Origin of the sequence: Antrihabitans stalactiti, assembly GCF_012932915.1 — a bacterium.
In the GTDB taxonomy this organism is placed as follows: Bacteria; Actinomycetota; Actinomycetes; order Mycobacteriales; family Mycobacteriaceae; genus Antrihabitans; species Antrihabitans stalactiti.
This window is the reverse complement of the sequence record NZ_VCQU01000010.1, coordinates 170,198-184,036: the sequence shown is the minus strand read 5'-3', so window position 1 is coordinate 184,036 and position 13,839 is coordinate 170,198. Positions and strand designations below refer to the sequence as shown.

General features: G+C 63.6%; 11 protein-coding genes and 1 pseudogene. All 12 read right to left on the bottom strand.

The annotated features are described in order from the left end of the window. Positions 1 to 29: 29 nt before the first annotated feature. The 12 genes and pseudogenes from FGL95_RS25365 to FGL95_RS25315 all read right to left on the bottom strand — a co-directional run bounded on the left by FGL95_RS25365 (position 30) and on the right by FGL95_RS25315 (position 13,411). Complete coding sequence (locus tag FGL95_RS25365; protein WP_169592515.1) at positions 30 to 944, bottom strand: alpha/beta hydrolase; 915 nt, start codon at positions 942 to 944, stop codon at positions 30 to 32. 245 nt (positions 945 to 1,189) lie between these two features. Then, the gene (locus FGL95_RS25360) at positions 1,190 to 2,614 is read right to left on the bottom strand and encodes an MFS transporter (protein WP_169592512.1); all 1,425 of its coding nucleotides are present in this window, start codon (positions 2,612 to 2,614) and stop codon (positions 1,190 to 1,192) included. Positions 2,615 to 2,645: 31 nt separating this feature from the next. Further along, positions 2,646 to 3,065: an enoyl-CoA hydratase-related protein gene (locus FGL95_RS25355; RefSeq protein ID WP_169592511.1), complete on the bottom strand. Its 420-nt coding sequence runs from the start codon at positions 3,063 to 3,065 to the stop codon at positions 2,646 to 2,648. 80 nt (positions 3,066 to 3,145) lie between these two features. Then, entirely contained in the window at positions 3,146 to 4,048 is a 903-nt protein-coding gene (locus FGL95_RS25350; RefSeq protein WP_169592507.1) for an MBL fold metallo-hydrolase, read from the bottom strand. A 731-nt stretch (positions 4,049 to 4,779) separates the two neighbouring features. Continuing rightward, positions 4,780 to 4,946, bottom strand: a pseudogene (locus FGL95_RS32480) (dehydrogenase); the annotation flags it as partial. 151 nt (positions 4,947 to 5,097) lie between these two features. Next, positions 5,098 to 6,882: an AMP-dependent synthetase/ligase gene (locus FGL95_RS25345; RefSeq protein ID WP_169592504.1), complete on the bottom strand. Its 1,785-nt coding sequence runs from the start codon at positions 6,880 to 6,882 to the stop codon at positions 5,098 to 5,100. 257 nt (positions 6,883 to 7,139) lie between these two features. Beyond that, positions 7,140 to 7,625, bottom strand: coding sequence for a tautomerase family protein (locus tag FGL95_RS25340; protein ID WP_169592501.1), 486 nt, complete (start codon positions 7,623 to 7,625; stop codon positions 7,140 to 7,142). 108 nt (positions 7,626 to 7,733) lie between these two features. Beyond that, entirely contained in the window at positions 7,734 to 8,651 is a 918-nt protein-coding gene (locus FGL95_RS25335; protein WP_169592499.1) for an alpha/beta hydrolase, read from the bottom strand. Between the two features lie 67 nt (positions 8,652 to 8,718). After that, entirely contained in the window at positions 8,719 to 9,234 is a 516-nt protein-coding gene (locus tag FGL95_RS25330; RefSeq protein WP_169592495.1) for a tautomerase family protein, read from the bottom strand. A gap of 369 nt (positions 9,235 to 9,603) precedes the next feature. Further along, positions 9,604 to 10,626: an ABC transporter permease gene (locus FGL95_RS25325; RefSeq protein ID WP_169592492.1), complete on the bottom strand. Its 1,023-nt coding sequence runs from the start codon at positions 10,624 to 10,626 to the stop codon at positions 9,604 to 9,606. 2 nt (positions 10,627 to 10,628) lie between these two features. Then, positions 10,629 to 12,170 (bottom strand): sugar ABC transporter ATP-binding protein, encoded by a 1,542-nt coding sequence (locus FGL95_RS25320; protein ID WP_206072302.1) that lies wholly within the window; start codon positions 12,168 to 12,170, stop codon positions 10,629 to 10,631. Beyond that, entirely contained in the window at positions 12,167 to 13,411 is a 1,245-nt protein-coding gene (locus FGL95_RS25315; protein WP_169592489.1) for a sugar ABC transporter substrate-binding protein, read from the bottom strand. Before FGL95_RS25315 ends, FGL95_RS25320 begins: the two co-directional genes overlap by 4 nt. Positions 13,412 to 13,839 lie beyond the last annotated feature (428 nt).

Sequence of the window (13,839 nt, the reverse complement as noted above, 5' to 3'; positions counted from 1 at the left end):
TTCGTCTGGTCCGCGCTTCCGGACCCTTCTCAGGCCGGTGCCGGGACCTTGTTTGACAAATGCTCGAGGAAGAACTCGCGTGCCGCGCCCGACGAGAGCTCGAACGAGTGACCTGTGTATGCGTCGAAGTGGCCGCCGGGGATCGAGACGTGACGTTTGGGTTCTGCCGCGGTGTCGTAGGCTTCCTTGGCCCAATCGGCCGGCGTCACGATGTTGTCGTCCTCGGCGATCACCATCAGCAGCGGTGTGGGAGCGACGAACTTGAGGAACTCGCCTGCCTCGTAGCCCAGCTCCGTCGAGCGCAGCGTGACCTCGTTGCGCCACGCTGTCCCCTCGTAGGCCGAGAAGAACGCGTAGGCATCGGGCGTCGGCATGACTGCCGGCTGCGTCGGGTCGGCGGTGACCACGGGGATCATCGCGGGCGCCTCTCCGCGGGCTCGTGCCAGGCGGTCGGCTGCCTGCCCGTCCCACGCCATCTGCCAGAACTCTTTCGGAACGTTCGTTTCGAAGGTGCGGCGCCCGGCGACCGCCGGGACCTGGCCGCACACGGCTTTGACGCGTCGGTCGATCGCCGCTACCACGAAGCTGTTGCCGCCCGCGTAACTCGAGCCCCATACTCCGATCCGGGAGGCGTCGACGTCGGGCCGGCTCTGCGCGTAGGTGATGGCGTGCTGGTAGTCGTGGATCTGGTCCCACGGATCGATCTCCAGCCGCGGCTTGCCCAGTGCCGCATCCGAGGCGCCGAATCCCCGGTTGTCGTAGACCACGCAGGCAAGACCCGCGGCGCTGAACGCGTCGGCGTAGGGCTCGAGGCCCATCTCCTTGGTGCACGAAAAGCCGTGCGTCATAACGACACAAGGCACTTCGCCGGATGCATTGTCAGGCTTGTAGAACCAGCCGCGCAGCGTCACACCCTCAGCGTCGAACTCGATGTCTTCGCGCATCGGTTTCTCCATTCAGTAAATGTCATGCAAATGCTTCGCCGGACCTCGAGGTCTCAATCACGTTGTTGCGTATGACGGGGCTGTCGCCGCCCGTGGGTCGTTGATTCCCTGTTCGTCACACTCAACCTATGAGCGGGCGCCGTCAGCGACGTAGGTCGAACCCGCCGAACATCGGTAAAGAATTGACAACCACCGGCCCGCAACAAGTTGACTGAAGTTCGGTTCGAGATCTCGAACCATTCGTCTTATTTCCGCGTCAGCCCAAGGCTCACTGGAACGGCGGCGACCGACACCACTGCAATCATCACTTCGACAGCGGTGAGCGCTCCGCCTTGCCCCCAACTGGTGCCGGCGAGAATCAGGAAGAGCGTGCCGACGGTCGCGGCGCCAAGCGAGAAGCACGTTTGCTGTGTGGTGATCAGAATCCCGCTACCGAGGCCGGCCTGCTCTTGCGGCACCTGCGCCATCACGATCCCGAACAACGGCATCATCACCAGCCCCGCGCCGAGCCCGATCACGAACATCGGAATCGCCGTAGTGAGCGGACCTACGTCGGGCCACCGCGCAGCGACGACGGCAGCACATGCCAGATAGCCGACGGCCTGGATCGCCCAGCCACGAGCGATGATGCTCGGACCGAACCGCTCCTGCAGTTTGGCGTTGTAGATCGACACGGCCATGCAGCTGATCGCGAGCGGAAGGTAAGTCATCCCGCCCTCCAGTGCAGTCATACCAGCTTCGCCCTGCGTGGCAATTGCGAAGACGAACATGAAGCCGCCGAATGTTGTGAAGAACGCGACGCCGATGATCAAACCGATCCGCATGCCGCGCAATCGAAGTACCGAAGGTGGAACCAATGCGGCCCTGCCCGAGTGCTCGGTCCGGCGTTGGTGCATTCCAAGAACGACGAGGAGCGGAATCACTGCGAGCAGCATTGCCCAGGTCCAGATCGGCCAGCCGAGTGCGCGGCCTTCCGTCAGTGGCAACAGCAGCATCACTAGGGTGGTGCCGAGCAAGAGCGCTCCGATGCCGTCGACCGGAAGGCGGACCGATGCTTTCGTTTCGGGAATCACTCGATAGGCAGCGATGAATACGACGACGCACACCGGAATGTTGACGAAAAAGACTGTGCGCCAACCGAGTCCAGCGATATCTGCCGACACCAATACGCCGCCCAAGATCTGACCGACCGCTGCACCGACGCCGCCCGCCGCCCCGAACATGCCCACCGCGCGGATTCGGCTCGCGCCGGTCAGCACGGCGGCAATAGTCGCGAGTACCTGGGGCGTCATCAATGCGGCAAGCGCGCCTTGGCCGACGCGGAAAGCCAACAGCATCAACACATTCGGAGCGAGGCCGCACAGCAGCGAAAAGATAGTGAACCCTGCCATGCCAACGAGGAACAGGCGCCGCCGACCGAACGCGTCACCCAGCCGACCGCCGACCACGACCAGCGTCGCGTTCGCAATTCCGTAGGTGCCGACTACGAGTTGCAAACCGGCTTTGGAAGCCTCGAGATCCGTGCCTATGGACGGCAGCGCGACGTTGATGACGAAAAACGAAAGAATCGGCACGAAGGCTCCGCCGATGAGCGTGATCACCGCGATGGTGGACAGCTCTGTCGGCAACTTCGCCGAGGTCGGGGCGTCGTTCGTCAGGTTTTGCGTCATGAGTCGAAAGCCTTTTCTGCTGTTGATCCTGTTAGTCTGCTTCGCGCGCGTCGAGAAGATCGCCGGTGAGCACGTACCGCTGGGAGTTGCCCCACCCCACGCGAAGCGGCCACCGTACCGAGCCGCCACCGAAGGGCGAAGATTCCGCGTTGCGCTTCGGGTTGGCCCGACTTCGTAGCTTGTTCCGCCACGATGATGTCCGCCGGCGCGCGCCAGTTTTGAGGTCAGCGCCTGCGCAGAACGCCTTTCCGTGCCCGAACAAGACAGCACATCGCAGCGCGTCGCTCGACTCGTAAGACGAGTACACCTCTCCCAGGCGGCCCAACAGACCCGGTGTCAGCGCATTCCGTTTAGCCGGCCGGTCGATGCGGATGAGTAGGACGCCCCCGTCCTTCTTCATGATTGCGCCGTCGCCAGCATCGAGGGACCGCTCTGCGTGCGCAGTGCACATCGTGGATGCTCCATGACGCGGTAGCCGGGCCGGTCCGCAGCGACCGGCGCCGTCGTCACCGAACGGGATCTGCCTCTGAGCTACTCCGCGTCGCGCGCCGCGAACGCAGCGAAGGCGGAGAACTCCAGCGTCCAAATTTGACCGTGGTATGGGAACTTCTCCGTCATGATGGCAGTCAGTTCCTTGGCGTCCTTCGCAACCCGGTACGCGGCTGCGAACTGCTGGATATAGGCGCGGGTCTCCGCGATCATGGTGTCGACCGCGTAATCGTCGCCATCAGGCCTGCGATGCCCGGCCACGAGCATGCGGGGGTTCAAACTCTCCACGAGGTCCACGGTCTCGAGCCAGTCCGACCATTCCTCCGGTGTGGAGAGCCCGAGCATCGGGTGGATCTCGTTATAAATGGCGTCACCGGCGATCACGAGGTCGATCTCGGGAACGTGCACGATCGTGGTGGGATGGACGTCGGCCTGCTTGACCTCGATGATCTTCAGCGGGGAGCCGTCGACGTAGAACGTGTCGCCCTCGAACGGGTCGGGAAGCGCGCCGTAGGGAACGCTGGTGTCGCCGAACATCATCTCCCACAGGTCGGCATATTCGGCCATGGCTCCTGGGATCGCCTCGACGACATGTGGCAGCGCGATGCACTTCGCTTCGGGGAACCGCTCCTTCAACGGACCAATGCCCAGGTAGTGATCAGGGTGCGCATGCGTGATGTAGATAGTGGTGAGGGCCTTTCCTGTGCGTTCGATCAGGTCACCGAGTTCTCGAACGTCGTCCTTGAGGTACTGGGCGTCGATGAGAACTGCCTCGGTCGGGCCGCTCACGATCGTGGAAGAGGAGGGCGGAAAAGTCCCGGTCTCTATCCCGGGATACGGAGCCCGGATCTCCGGCCACCGGCCGTTGAACACCGTTGCGCGGATCTTCGGTTTGGCCGGCGTCGACTCCGAGCTTGCGTCCAACGATTTGGCGTCAGTATCCACTGAGATTCCTCCAGGTTTCGGGGCGGGCTGCGATCTATTCCCAACGTATGAGCAGGGGACGTCGACGACGTAGGTCGAATTCGCCCAACACCGGTAAAGAAATGACACGAAACCGCAGACACGCACTGGGCACGCCGGTCGCAGAGTTGGCTACGGCCAACCGGAGGTCCTGAATACCCACTCACTACGCACGGCCTTCGCGCGCCGGTCGATCGCCGCGACCGCGAAGGCGTTGCCGGCCGCGTAGCTCGAAGCCCTACACCCCGCCGCATCCGAGGCACCCAATCCCCCGGTGGTCACAGACCACGCAAGCGAACCCCGCGGCGCTGCACACCTCAGCGAAGGGCTTCAGACCGATCTCCTTGGTGCACGAAAAGCCATGCGCCATGACCACGCACGGCACTTCACCGGACACGTCCTCAGGCTGGGCGAACCAGCCGCGCAGCGTCCACCCTCAGCATCGAACTCGATATCTTCGCGCATCGGCTTTTCAGTGAACAGCCTGGGGAATGCTCGGCCATCCTCAGGCCTTAGTGCAGGTTGGCGGTGTGGCGGTGCCTGTTTCAGCCAGTGGCCACCAGCACGTCGCTGATCAATTCCTCGAGTCGGCTGCCTGCCCGTCCCACGCCACCTGCCAGAACTCTTTCGGAACGTTCGTCTCGAAACGTACGGCGCCCTGCGAGCGCCGAGGCGTCGACGTCCGGCCGGCCCTGCTGTGGGTGTCGGTGTTGACCCCTCGGGCCAATGCAGCTCACCCGTTCGCTCCGGTCTCCGTAGGCGACCGACAGCCACTCGTGAAGCCGACGGGAGCGTGCTCGGTGAGCGAGAACGGCGCTTTGTCAATTTGGGCGAGCAGTCGGGCGGCCGAGGCCGTCGATATGAAGTATCCCGAAAGCCTATTCGTGATTTTGCGTCCGCCTGTCGGACAGAATGGGACAGAGCCACCGAAGACCAAGCGGCAGAACGAAACTGCGCTTCTCGAGTTCGGAGTCACCAATGGCACGACTCGTTCGTCGACGGGTGTTCGTGCTATCAGCGTCCGGGCACGTTTATGTCGAATAGAGGTCGTCGATCTGAGTGGCGTACTTTGTCGTGACATTCCTGCGTTTGACCTTCATCGTGGGTGTGAGCTCGTCACTTCCGGGCAGCCAATAATCGTCGAGCACCGTGAATTTCTTGATCTGCTCGACCCTCGAAAGTTGAGAGTTCGCAAGATCGACCCCGGCTGCCACCTCGGCGATAACGGCCGGATCACTTGCCGATCTCCCAGCAGCTGCGTCGGGGTCGAGGGTGATCAACGCGACGTTGTACAGCCGGCCGTCCCCGATACAGGCGACCTGACCGATCAGCGGGCTGCTCGACCGCAACCGTGACTCGATATTCGCTGGGGACATGTTCTTACCGGCTGCATTGATGATGATCTCCTTCTTGCGATCGACAATCCGCACGTAACCGTCCTCGTCGACCGTCCCGATGTCACCGGTATGGAGCCACCCGTCCGAATCGATCGCCTCAGCGGTCTGGCCGGGCTTATTCCGGTAGCCACGCATGACTGTCGCTCCACGGACGAGCATCTCCCCGTCCTCGGCGACTTTCACCTCGATTCCGGGCAGGGGTAGCCCCACCGTGCCCTCCCGGATGGCGTCGCGCGGATTGATGGTTATGGCAAGGGACGTTTCGCTCATGCCCCACACTTCGCAGATGGGGATACCGATTGCCGAGAAGAACTCGAACACTTCGCGTGGAGTCGGGGCCGATCCAGACAGGACCCAGTCGATTTTCTCCAAGCCCAGCATTCGACGGAACCGGTCACCGATGAGCGCGGCCGCGACCGATGCCTGAAGGTCGAAGATCATGCCGAGAGAACGGTTGTCGCGTGCGGCCTGTGTCTTCTTGATCCCGGTGTCGATGGCCCAGCGCAGCAGCGCGCGCCGTGCAGAGTTGGGGTCGGCCTCAAGCTGAGCCTCCAGTTTGGCCTTGGCTTTCTCCCAGATACGGGGCACTGGCTGGAACACCGTCGGGCGCACCTGTTCCACGACATCCAGAACCTCGCCGCCGACCGGATGTGGCGTGACTGTGAATCCCCAGATCATCAGAGCGCAATAGTGCGCACCCCACCGATCACCGATGTGCGCGGAGGGAAGGAACGAGACGAAGCGACCGCCCGGTGTGGTGGGCATTGCCTGTTGGAGCGCGCGAACTTGGCTCATCAGGTTGTGGTGAGTGAGTTCGACACCCTTGGGTGGGCCTGTGGTTCCAGAGGTGTAGATGAGTGTCAGGACGTCATCAGGACTGACCGCCGACCACGCTGCGTCGAAATCGAAGTCCGGGTCGCCGTGGGCTTCAATTTCCTCGAGGCTGAGCGTCCCCTCCGGTGCGCCGTCGACCACGACGATCATGTCGAGCGGAGTGCCGCCATCGCGCACGGCCACGACGCGGTCGACGAACGCTCGCTCGGTGATCACGATCCGGTTTCCGGCATCGCTGAACAAGTATTCGATCTGATTGTGTGCGGAGGTGTTGTAAATCGAGAACGGCAAGGCACCGAGGTGCATGGCCGCCAGGTCGACGATGTGAAATTCTGGCCGATTCGTGAGCATGATGCCGACGGTGTCGCCAGGCCGAACGCCCAGCGCTGCCAAGCCGGCCGTCAGGCGTCGGACTCGCTCCGAGAGCGCGGCGAACGTCAGTGAGATGTCTCCGTCGACAGTGCGCAGAGCGACTTGGTCGGCTCTCGCGGCGGCCGTGATCTGGAACGCCTCGCACAGGGTCGTGGCCTGTAATGCGCGAGTAAACGCCTCGCCGGGATTGTTGGCGACTTCGAGTACGTGCATGAGTGATTTCTGTCTCTCCGTGTTGTCGCTCGCTTCAGTAGCGAGCGATCCCTGCCATTTCACTGCCACAATGTCTTTCGTCTGCGACGCCGGCTACTGCTGAGAAGACGGGCCTCGCGAGATCCGCCGAGTTCCTCGACGGCCGTGCTGAGCGTGTCCGCATTTCGACCGAAGAACCGAGGGCCCGGGTCTCTGGGTGGCACAGAGACCCGGGCCGGGATGACAGAGCGTTAGTCAGACTGTGGGTCGCTAGGTATTCAGCCCCTGGGATCGACCAACCCCACGATCTGGCCATCCGCGTTAAGACCGACCGTTTCGGTCCAGTCGTACGGGGATGATTTGTTGTCGCTCATCCACCGCTTCTCCGCCGGTGAGCGGAACGGCGGCGGAGTGAACCCGTCGACCCTCCACAGCTCGGCCGGCATCTCCCCGATGCTTATTTCCCAATCGTGCCCGCGACCGTCGAGCCACGGTCTGATGGTCTCGGTCAGCAAGTCCATGATGAACTGCTGCATCACCTGGCCGTCTATCGCTCGTGCGATGTGTTCCACCTGGAGGCGAACAAAGTTGTCGACGGCCTCGCCACCCCTGAACGCGTTCCTTTTCTCCACCTCGTAGAAGAACACGTCGCAGTAGAAGGCCGGCATTTCTGCCGCGTAGCGAGCTGTGATGGCCTTCGCGAAGTCCTCCTTGTCCTGATCGGTGTAGGCCCCAACAGGGTGGTGGATTCTCCAAAACGGCATGACTATTTCTCCTTTTGATTGTGAAACGAGTGCTCACACTTTTGATGGCACGCCCGGATCGGACGAGACTTGTTAGTTCGACTGGGTCCGCCGTGGTGGACCCAGAGCTCAGACCGGTGCTGGGGCGACCTTCTGCGCCAGGTGCTCGAGGAACCATTCGCGTGCCGCGCCCGACGAGAGCTCGAACGGGTGACCGGTGTATGCGTCGAAATGGCCGCCGGGGATCGTGACGAGACGCTTGGGCTCGACCGCGGTCTCGTACGCCTCCTTGGCCCACTCGGCCGGCGTCACGATGGTGTCGCCCTCGGCAACCACCATCAGAAGCGGGGTTGGAGCAACGAACTTGAGAAACTCGCCTGGCTCGTAGCCCTGCTCCAACGAGCGCATCGTCACCTCGTTGCGCCACGCGGTCCCCTCGTAGGGAGAGAAGAACGCGTAGGCATCGGGTGTCGGCAGGGCTGCCGGCTGGGTGGGGTCCGCGGTGACTACAGGAATCATCGCGGGTGCCTCTCCTCGGGCTCTTGCAAGCCGATCGGCTGCCTGCCCGTCCCAGATTTCCTGCCAGAACTCCTTCGGAACGCCAGCCTCGAAGGTGCGCCGCATAGAAACTCCAGGCACCTGCCCGCACACGGCCTTGACGCGGCGGTCGATCGCCGCGACCACAAACGCGTTGCCGCCCGAGTAGCTCGAACCCCACACCCCGATGCGCGACGCGTCGACATCGGGCCGGCCCTGCGCGTAGGTGATCGCGTGCTGGCAGTCGTGGATCTGGTCCCACGGGTCGAGCTCCAGCCGCGGCTTACCCGGAGCCGTGTCCGAGGCACCGAACCCCCGGTGGTCATAGACCACGCAAGCGAACCCCGCGGCGGTGAACGCCTCGGCGAAGGGTTCGAGACCCATCTCCTTGGTACACGAGAACCCGTGCGTCAGGATGATGCACGGCACTTCGCCGGACGCGTCGTCAGGTTTGTAGAACCAGCCGCGTAGCGTCACTCCCTCAGCGTCGAACTCGATATCTTCGCGCATCGGCTTCTCCCTCAATGACTTTCGTGTGGATTGCTTGGTCAGGTTGGTAGGTGAGGCGGTGCCTGTTTCAGACAGTCGCGACCCGCGGGTCGTTGCTCAGTTCTTCGGCGTTGTACGGCGAGCTCCGGTTCTCCTCGAACCAGCGCCGCTCTGCCACGGAATGGGGAGCCGGCGGCACCATGCCGTCGATCTGCCAGGTTTCGAACGGCGCGGTTTCGACGTGGAACTCCACCTCGTAGCCGCGGTCGGCGATGTACGGCTTGAGTAAACCGTTGACCTTCTCGAAGTACCGCCGGAGGATCTCCTCGACAGTGATGCCCGCGAGGGCGGCGGCCCCCTCGTTCGTACGGGCGATGTGGACGACCTCGATTTGGACGAACTTGTCACGCGCCTCACCGCCGACGTAGAACGAGTCCGCCTTGATCTCGTGGAAGACCACTGAGGTGTAGAACCGCGGCAGCTCGAAGCCGAAATTCTCCCGCGCCCAGTCAGACGAGTAGATGTTGGTGATTTTGCTCGCCAGATCAGCCTTCTCTTCGGATGTGAACGCATTCTCTGGGGTGAACAGCTGCCACAGTGGCATCGGGTACTCCTTTTATTTGATGGGTGAATTAGTGCAGAACGGCTAGGTCGCCAGCACCGGCCCGAACGCTCGGCTGTATGAATTCGCCTCACGGATCGCGCCGAACCTCCAGGTTTCGACTTGGTCAGTCGCACGAGTAGACGTGTTGTCGGTCACATTCAACGTACGAGCGCAGGGCGTCGGCGACGTAGGTAGAACCTGCCGTACACCGGGAAAGAATTGACACGAACCCAGCGCGACGGCCAGGCACGCAAATCCCAGAGCTGTACCCCGGTCGACGGCAGTGCGCTGCCACGTGGGGCGCTCCGGATCGGGTTCACAATCGATCAAGAAGTCGTCTCGGTCTCATGGACCTGTAACCCAATCGGGTCAGGTACGACCGGCACGCCGCCGGGCAAAGGCGGTGGAGAGGGTGACCGCAACGAGCAGCGCCGCACCATTGAAGGTGGGCTCAACCCAGTCAGCAGCTCCAGACAGGACCAGGCCGTTGACGCTTACGGCAACGAAAAGGACGCCGAGCAGTGTGCCGAACACGTTGAAAGTTCCCGGACGGATTGCTGTCGCGCCGAGGAACGCCGCAGACAAAGCTGCGAGGGTGAATCCTGGCCCGACCTGCGGGTTCGCCGTGCCAGCACGGGCCAGCAGCAGGACGCCCGCAATGCCGGAAAGCGCTCCGGAGAGCACGAAGCTGGACAGGATCATCCGGGGCACGTTCAAACCCACCAGGCGCGCCGACGTCGGGCTGGCGCCCACGGAGGCGAGGTAGCGGCCATACGGCGTATGGCGCAGCAGGTAGTAGACGATAGCTGCGATCAGAGCCACCGCGTAGAGCGTTTGGGGCACGCCCAGTAGCCGTACCGTGCCGAAGTTGGTCAAGCTCTCGGGGATGCCCACACTGACCACCTGGTTCTCGGTGTACAGGCTCACCAGTCCGGCGACCAAGGTTGACGTGCCGAGCGTTGCTATCAGTGCATTGACGCCGCGGTAGGCCACGAGCCAGCCGTTGAACGTACCGACCACGGCGCCAACCAGAACGCCGACGGCCACCGCAACGGGTACTGGGAGCCCGTGCGTGGCGGCCGCTGTACCCGCTACGACGGAGGAGAGCCCGAGCACGGCTCCGACGGACAGGTCGAACTGGCCACAGGTGAGCGGCACGATCGAGGCAAGTGCCGCGACAGCGACGACCGACTCGCTGCCGAGAATATTGCGGATGTTTGCCAGCGAGGTGAACGTCTCGGCGGTCGATCCATACATCGAGAAGAACAAGCACAGGAGTGCCAGCATCGCGGCCAGCGCGTACCTCTCGACGAATGCCAGCAGTTCCGGACGCCGGCGCGGCGGCGCCGTACCCGCCTCGCTCCCGAGCGTGCGATTGGTCGTTGTGGTCATGTCTAGGTCTCCTTGATTAGGTACGACAGTTCGGTCAACCGGTGCGGGTCGAGGTCTGCGCCGTGGACCTCAACAGCGACGCGGCCTTCTCGGAGGACCACCGCTCGATCGGCCATGTGGGCCAACTCGTCGAAGTCCGACGTAACCAGTAGGACGGCGGTCCCTGCGGCGGCCGCTTGCCGGACGTGCTCGTAGATATCGGCACGAGCCTGGACGTCGACGCCCTGAGTCGGCTCGTCCAGCAGGAGCACGACAGGGTCGCGTCGCAACCACCGGGCAATGACGACCTTCTGCTGGTTGCCGCCCGACAGAGTCCCAGCGATCGGCAGATCACTTGCCGGCCGAACCCCGTAGGCACTGACCAATTGGCGGGCGTCGGCGCGCTCACGCCGGTGCTGGAGCCGTGCACGTGACCAATAGCGGGACACGACCGAGGCAGAGAAATTCTCACGCACCGATAGCGAGGCGAAAAGGCCTTCCGTGCCGCGGTCTTCCGGCACCAGAGCGATCCCAGCCTTCATGGCCCGCGCCGGGCGGGAGGGCCGGTAAGGCTTGCCCGCCAAGCGAATCCCGCCGGCGGTCACGGGCAGATCCCCGAAGATGGCCCGCAGCAGGGCAGTACGGCCAGAACCGAGCAGACCCGCGACGCCGAGAATCTCACCGCGGTGCAGATCCAGGTCGACTCCCCGCAACGGGCCGGCGGCGAGTCCGCGCACCGACATCACCACGTCCTGACCCACTGCTCCGTGCCGCTCGGGAAAAACCCCGTCCAGCTTGCGCCCGGCAATGAGTTCGACAAGCCCTTCCTCAGTCAGGTCGCACGTGTCCCGGGTCGTCACTTGGGCACCGTCGCGCAGCACGGTGACACGGTCCGCGAGCTCGAGTACCTCGGAAAGTCGGTGACTCACGTACACGATGGTTTGACCGGCGGCCGCATACTTGCGAAGCGCCGCAAGCAGGATTGCGACCTCCCCGGCGGGCAGTGACGCGGTGGGCTCGTCGAGGACCAGAACTCCGTCGTGCGCCCCTTCTTGGTCTTGCAGAGCGCGTGCGATGGCCAGCATCGTGCGGTCGGCCGGACGCAAAGCAGCGACCGGGGTGTCCGGCGACACTTCCAAGGAGAATCGCTCGAGGACCTCGGCGGTACGGCGCAGGGTTGCGGACCAGTCGATCCGGCCTCCGACGCCGCGGACGAAACCGCGACCGATGGCCAGGTTCTCCGCAACGGTGAGCGTGGGGAACACCGCGGGATCCTGGTGGACGAAGTGCAGCCCGGCGGAGCGCGCCACCGTCGGCGACCATTCGTCGGCCGACGAGGAGACGCCCTGTACCTGGATCCGCCCGCCGGGGTCCGCGTGGTAGACGCCGGCGAGGAGTTTGATCAGGGTCGACTTCCCCGAACCGTTACCGCCGAGGAGGGCGTGGACCTCGCCTCGTCGCACCTCGAGGTGGGCCGCTCGCAGGACCGTGGTTCCCGCGAACGTCTTGCTCAGTGCGGTGGTGCGCAGGACGACGTCCTGTGCACCACCGCGGACCTCGGTCAAGAGCCACTCCAGATGTTCTTATAGTGGGCTTGGTAGTCCACCTTGGGGTTGCCCTTGGCGTCGATGTTGCCGTCGTAGTACGTCGTCTTCGCGAGCAAGGGTCCGTCGCGATCGAGCGTCTGCAAACCAATGCCTGCGTCGACCTGCGGTTGCCCCTGGAGCAACCGGTTCACGCCGTCGACCGCAGCCCAACCCAACCAGTTCGCCGGAGAGCCGATGATGGAGTCCTGGCCCTTGTTGTCTCGCACGAAGCCGATGTTCGGGCTCAGACCCTCTCCGCCGGGCACCAGCAGGTCGTCGTTCCGGCCCGAAGCGATAACGGCCTGCGAGATGCCCAGGATCAGCGCACTGTCGTAAAGGCCGTACAAGACGTTCGCCTGGGGGTACCGGGTCAGCGCCGCCGCGGCCTTGGCCTGCAGGTTGCCGCTGATCAGATCGTTGAACGTGATGGGCACCTCGGCAACGATCGTGCAGCCGGAGCAGTCCTTGATTCGGGCTTCGAAACCCTTGCCGAGGTGCTTGGCGATGAGAGCGTCGTCCTGGGTGAACTCGATGATCTGGGCTTCACCATCGGTCTTGGCGATGACGTAGTCCGCGAGGCTGCGGATGAACGGGCCCTCGGCGTACTCCCCGAAGCTCATTCCCCCCTCGTAAGTGAGTTCGGCGTCGAACAAGGACTCGCCGCCACCCGCCAGCGCATCGTCGCAATCCATGGAGAAGATTCCGTAGATCTTTACGCCTGCCTGATGGGCCTCTTGCAGTGCGCTCTTGACGGCGACGCAGTCCACGGCGTCGAGAATGATCGCGTCCGCCTTGGCGGCGATCGCCGAGCGGATTCCACTCGCGAAGACGTCCGGGCTGCCCTTGCCATCGAACACGGTCATCTGCCAACCGATGACCTGACCGGCCTCCTGCGCTCCGGCTGCGGGCCTCGAACACCCCTCCGCCGCTTGGGAACAGGAGATGACCCAGACGTTCTTGCCCGCTTGCGGCTTCGGCGCGCTCGTTGGCAACGCACGGTCAGTGCCCTGCCGGTTCGCGGCTACGGCTGCCTTCGCCTCCGCGACCACCTCAGGAGCAGAGGTCCCGGCATTGGTGCCCGCGGATTCTCCGCAGGCGGACGCGAGAAACAACATCGTCCCTATCGCCAGTAACACGACCGCGTGCCGTCCCCGCTCAGCCGGCGAAGACCGGGGGTTAGCCGCCGCTCTGGACTGGACGAAATGTGTTCGCATACTCATGCTGGTTCTCCTCGTGCTCCTGGACGTGATCTGGCTGTGAGTTCGACTTGGTAGTTGCACGAGTGAACGTGCTCCCGGTCACACTCAAAGTACGAAGGTGAGATGTCCGTCACGTAGGTCGAACTCGCCTGAAACCGGTAAAAAAGACACGAAGCCCGGCTCAAGGGAAGGCGTCAGCAAGTCCCACGCTCGGCGCGGCGTGGGACCGGCGAGCCTACGGTCATAGTCAGATCCCTTGCGCCGGTACGGCTCTCGCGCAGCTAGGGATGCGGGAGGACCAAGCAGGCCTCTTCCTCGATCGCCGACAGATGATGGCGGCGACCTGCTGCAAGCTAGCTAGTTGGCGAAAAAAGATTCGCCGCGACCGGAGTTGGTCAGTAGGTCCGGTGCAGCGTCGGAGCGCTTCAGACCGAGTCGGAACCGCGTCG

What these genes read in the sequence shown, in the direction of transcription:
- FGL95_RS25335 (WP_169592499.1), bottom strand. Translation starts at nt 8,651, where the DNA reads ATGCGCGAAGATATCGAGTTCGACGCTGAGGGAGTGACGCTACGCGGC.
- FGL95_RS25355 (WP_169592511.1), bottom strand. Translation starts at nt 3,065, where the DNA reads ATGTGCACTGCGCACGCAGAGCGGTCCCTCGATGCTGGCGACGGCGCA.
- FGL95_RS25340 (WP_169592501.1), bottom strand. Translation starts at nt 7,625, where the DNA reads ATGCCGTTTTGGAGAATCCACCACCCTGTTGGGGCCTACACCGATCAG.
- FGL95_RS25365 (WP_169592515.1), bottom strand. Translation starts at nt 944, where the DNA reads ATGCGCGAAGACATCGAGTTCGACGCTGAGGGTGTGACGCTGCGCGGC.
- FGL95_RS25325 (WP_169592492.1), bottom strand. Translation starts at nt 10,626, where the DNA reads ATGACCACAACGACCAATCGCACGCTCGGGAGCGAGGCGGGTACGGCG.
- FGL95_RS25360 (WP_169592512.1), bottom strand. Translation starts at nt 2,614, where the DNA reads ATGACGCAAAACCTGACGAACGACGCCCCGACCTCGGCGAAGTTGCCG.
- FGL95_RS25315 (WP_169592489.1), bottom strand. Translation starts at nt 13,411, where the DNA reads ATGAGTATGCGAACACATTTCGTCCAGTCCAGAGCGGCGGCTAACCCC.
- FGL95_RS25345 (WP_169592504.1), bottom strand. Translation starts at nt 6,882, where the DNA reads ATGCACGTACTCGAAGTCGCCAACAATCCCGGCGAGGCGTTTACTCGC.
- FGL95_RS25330 (WP_169592495.1), bottom strand. Translation starts at nt 9,234, where the DNA reads ATGCCACTGTGGCAGCTGTTCACCCCAGAGAATGCGTTCACATCCGAA.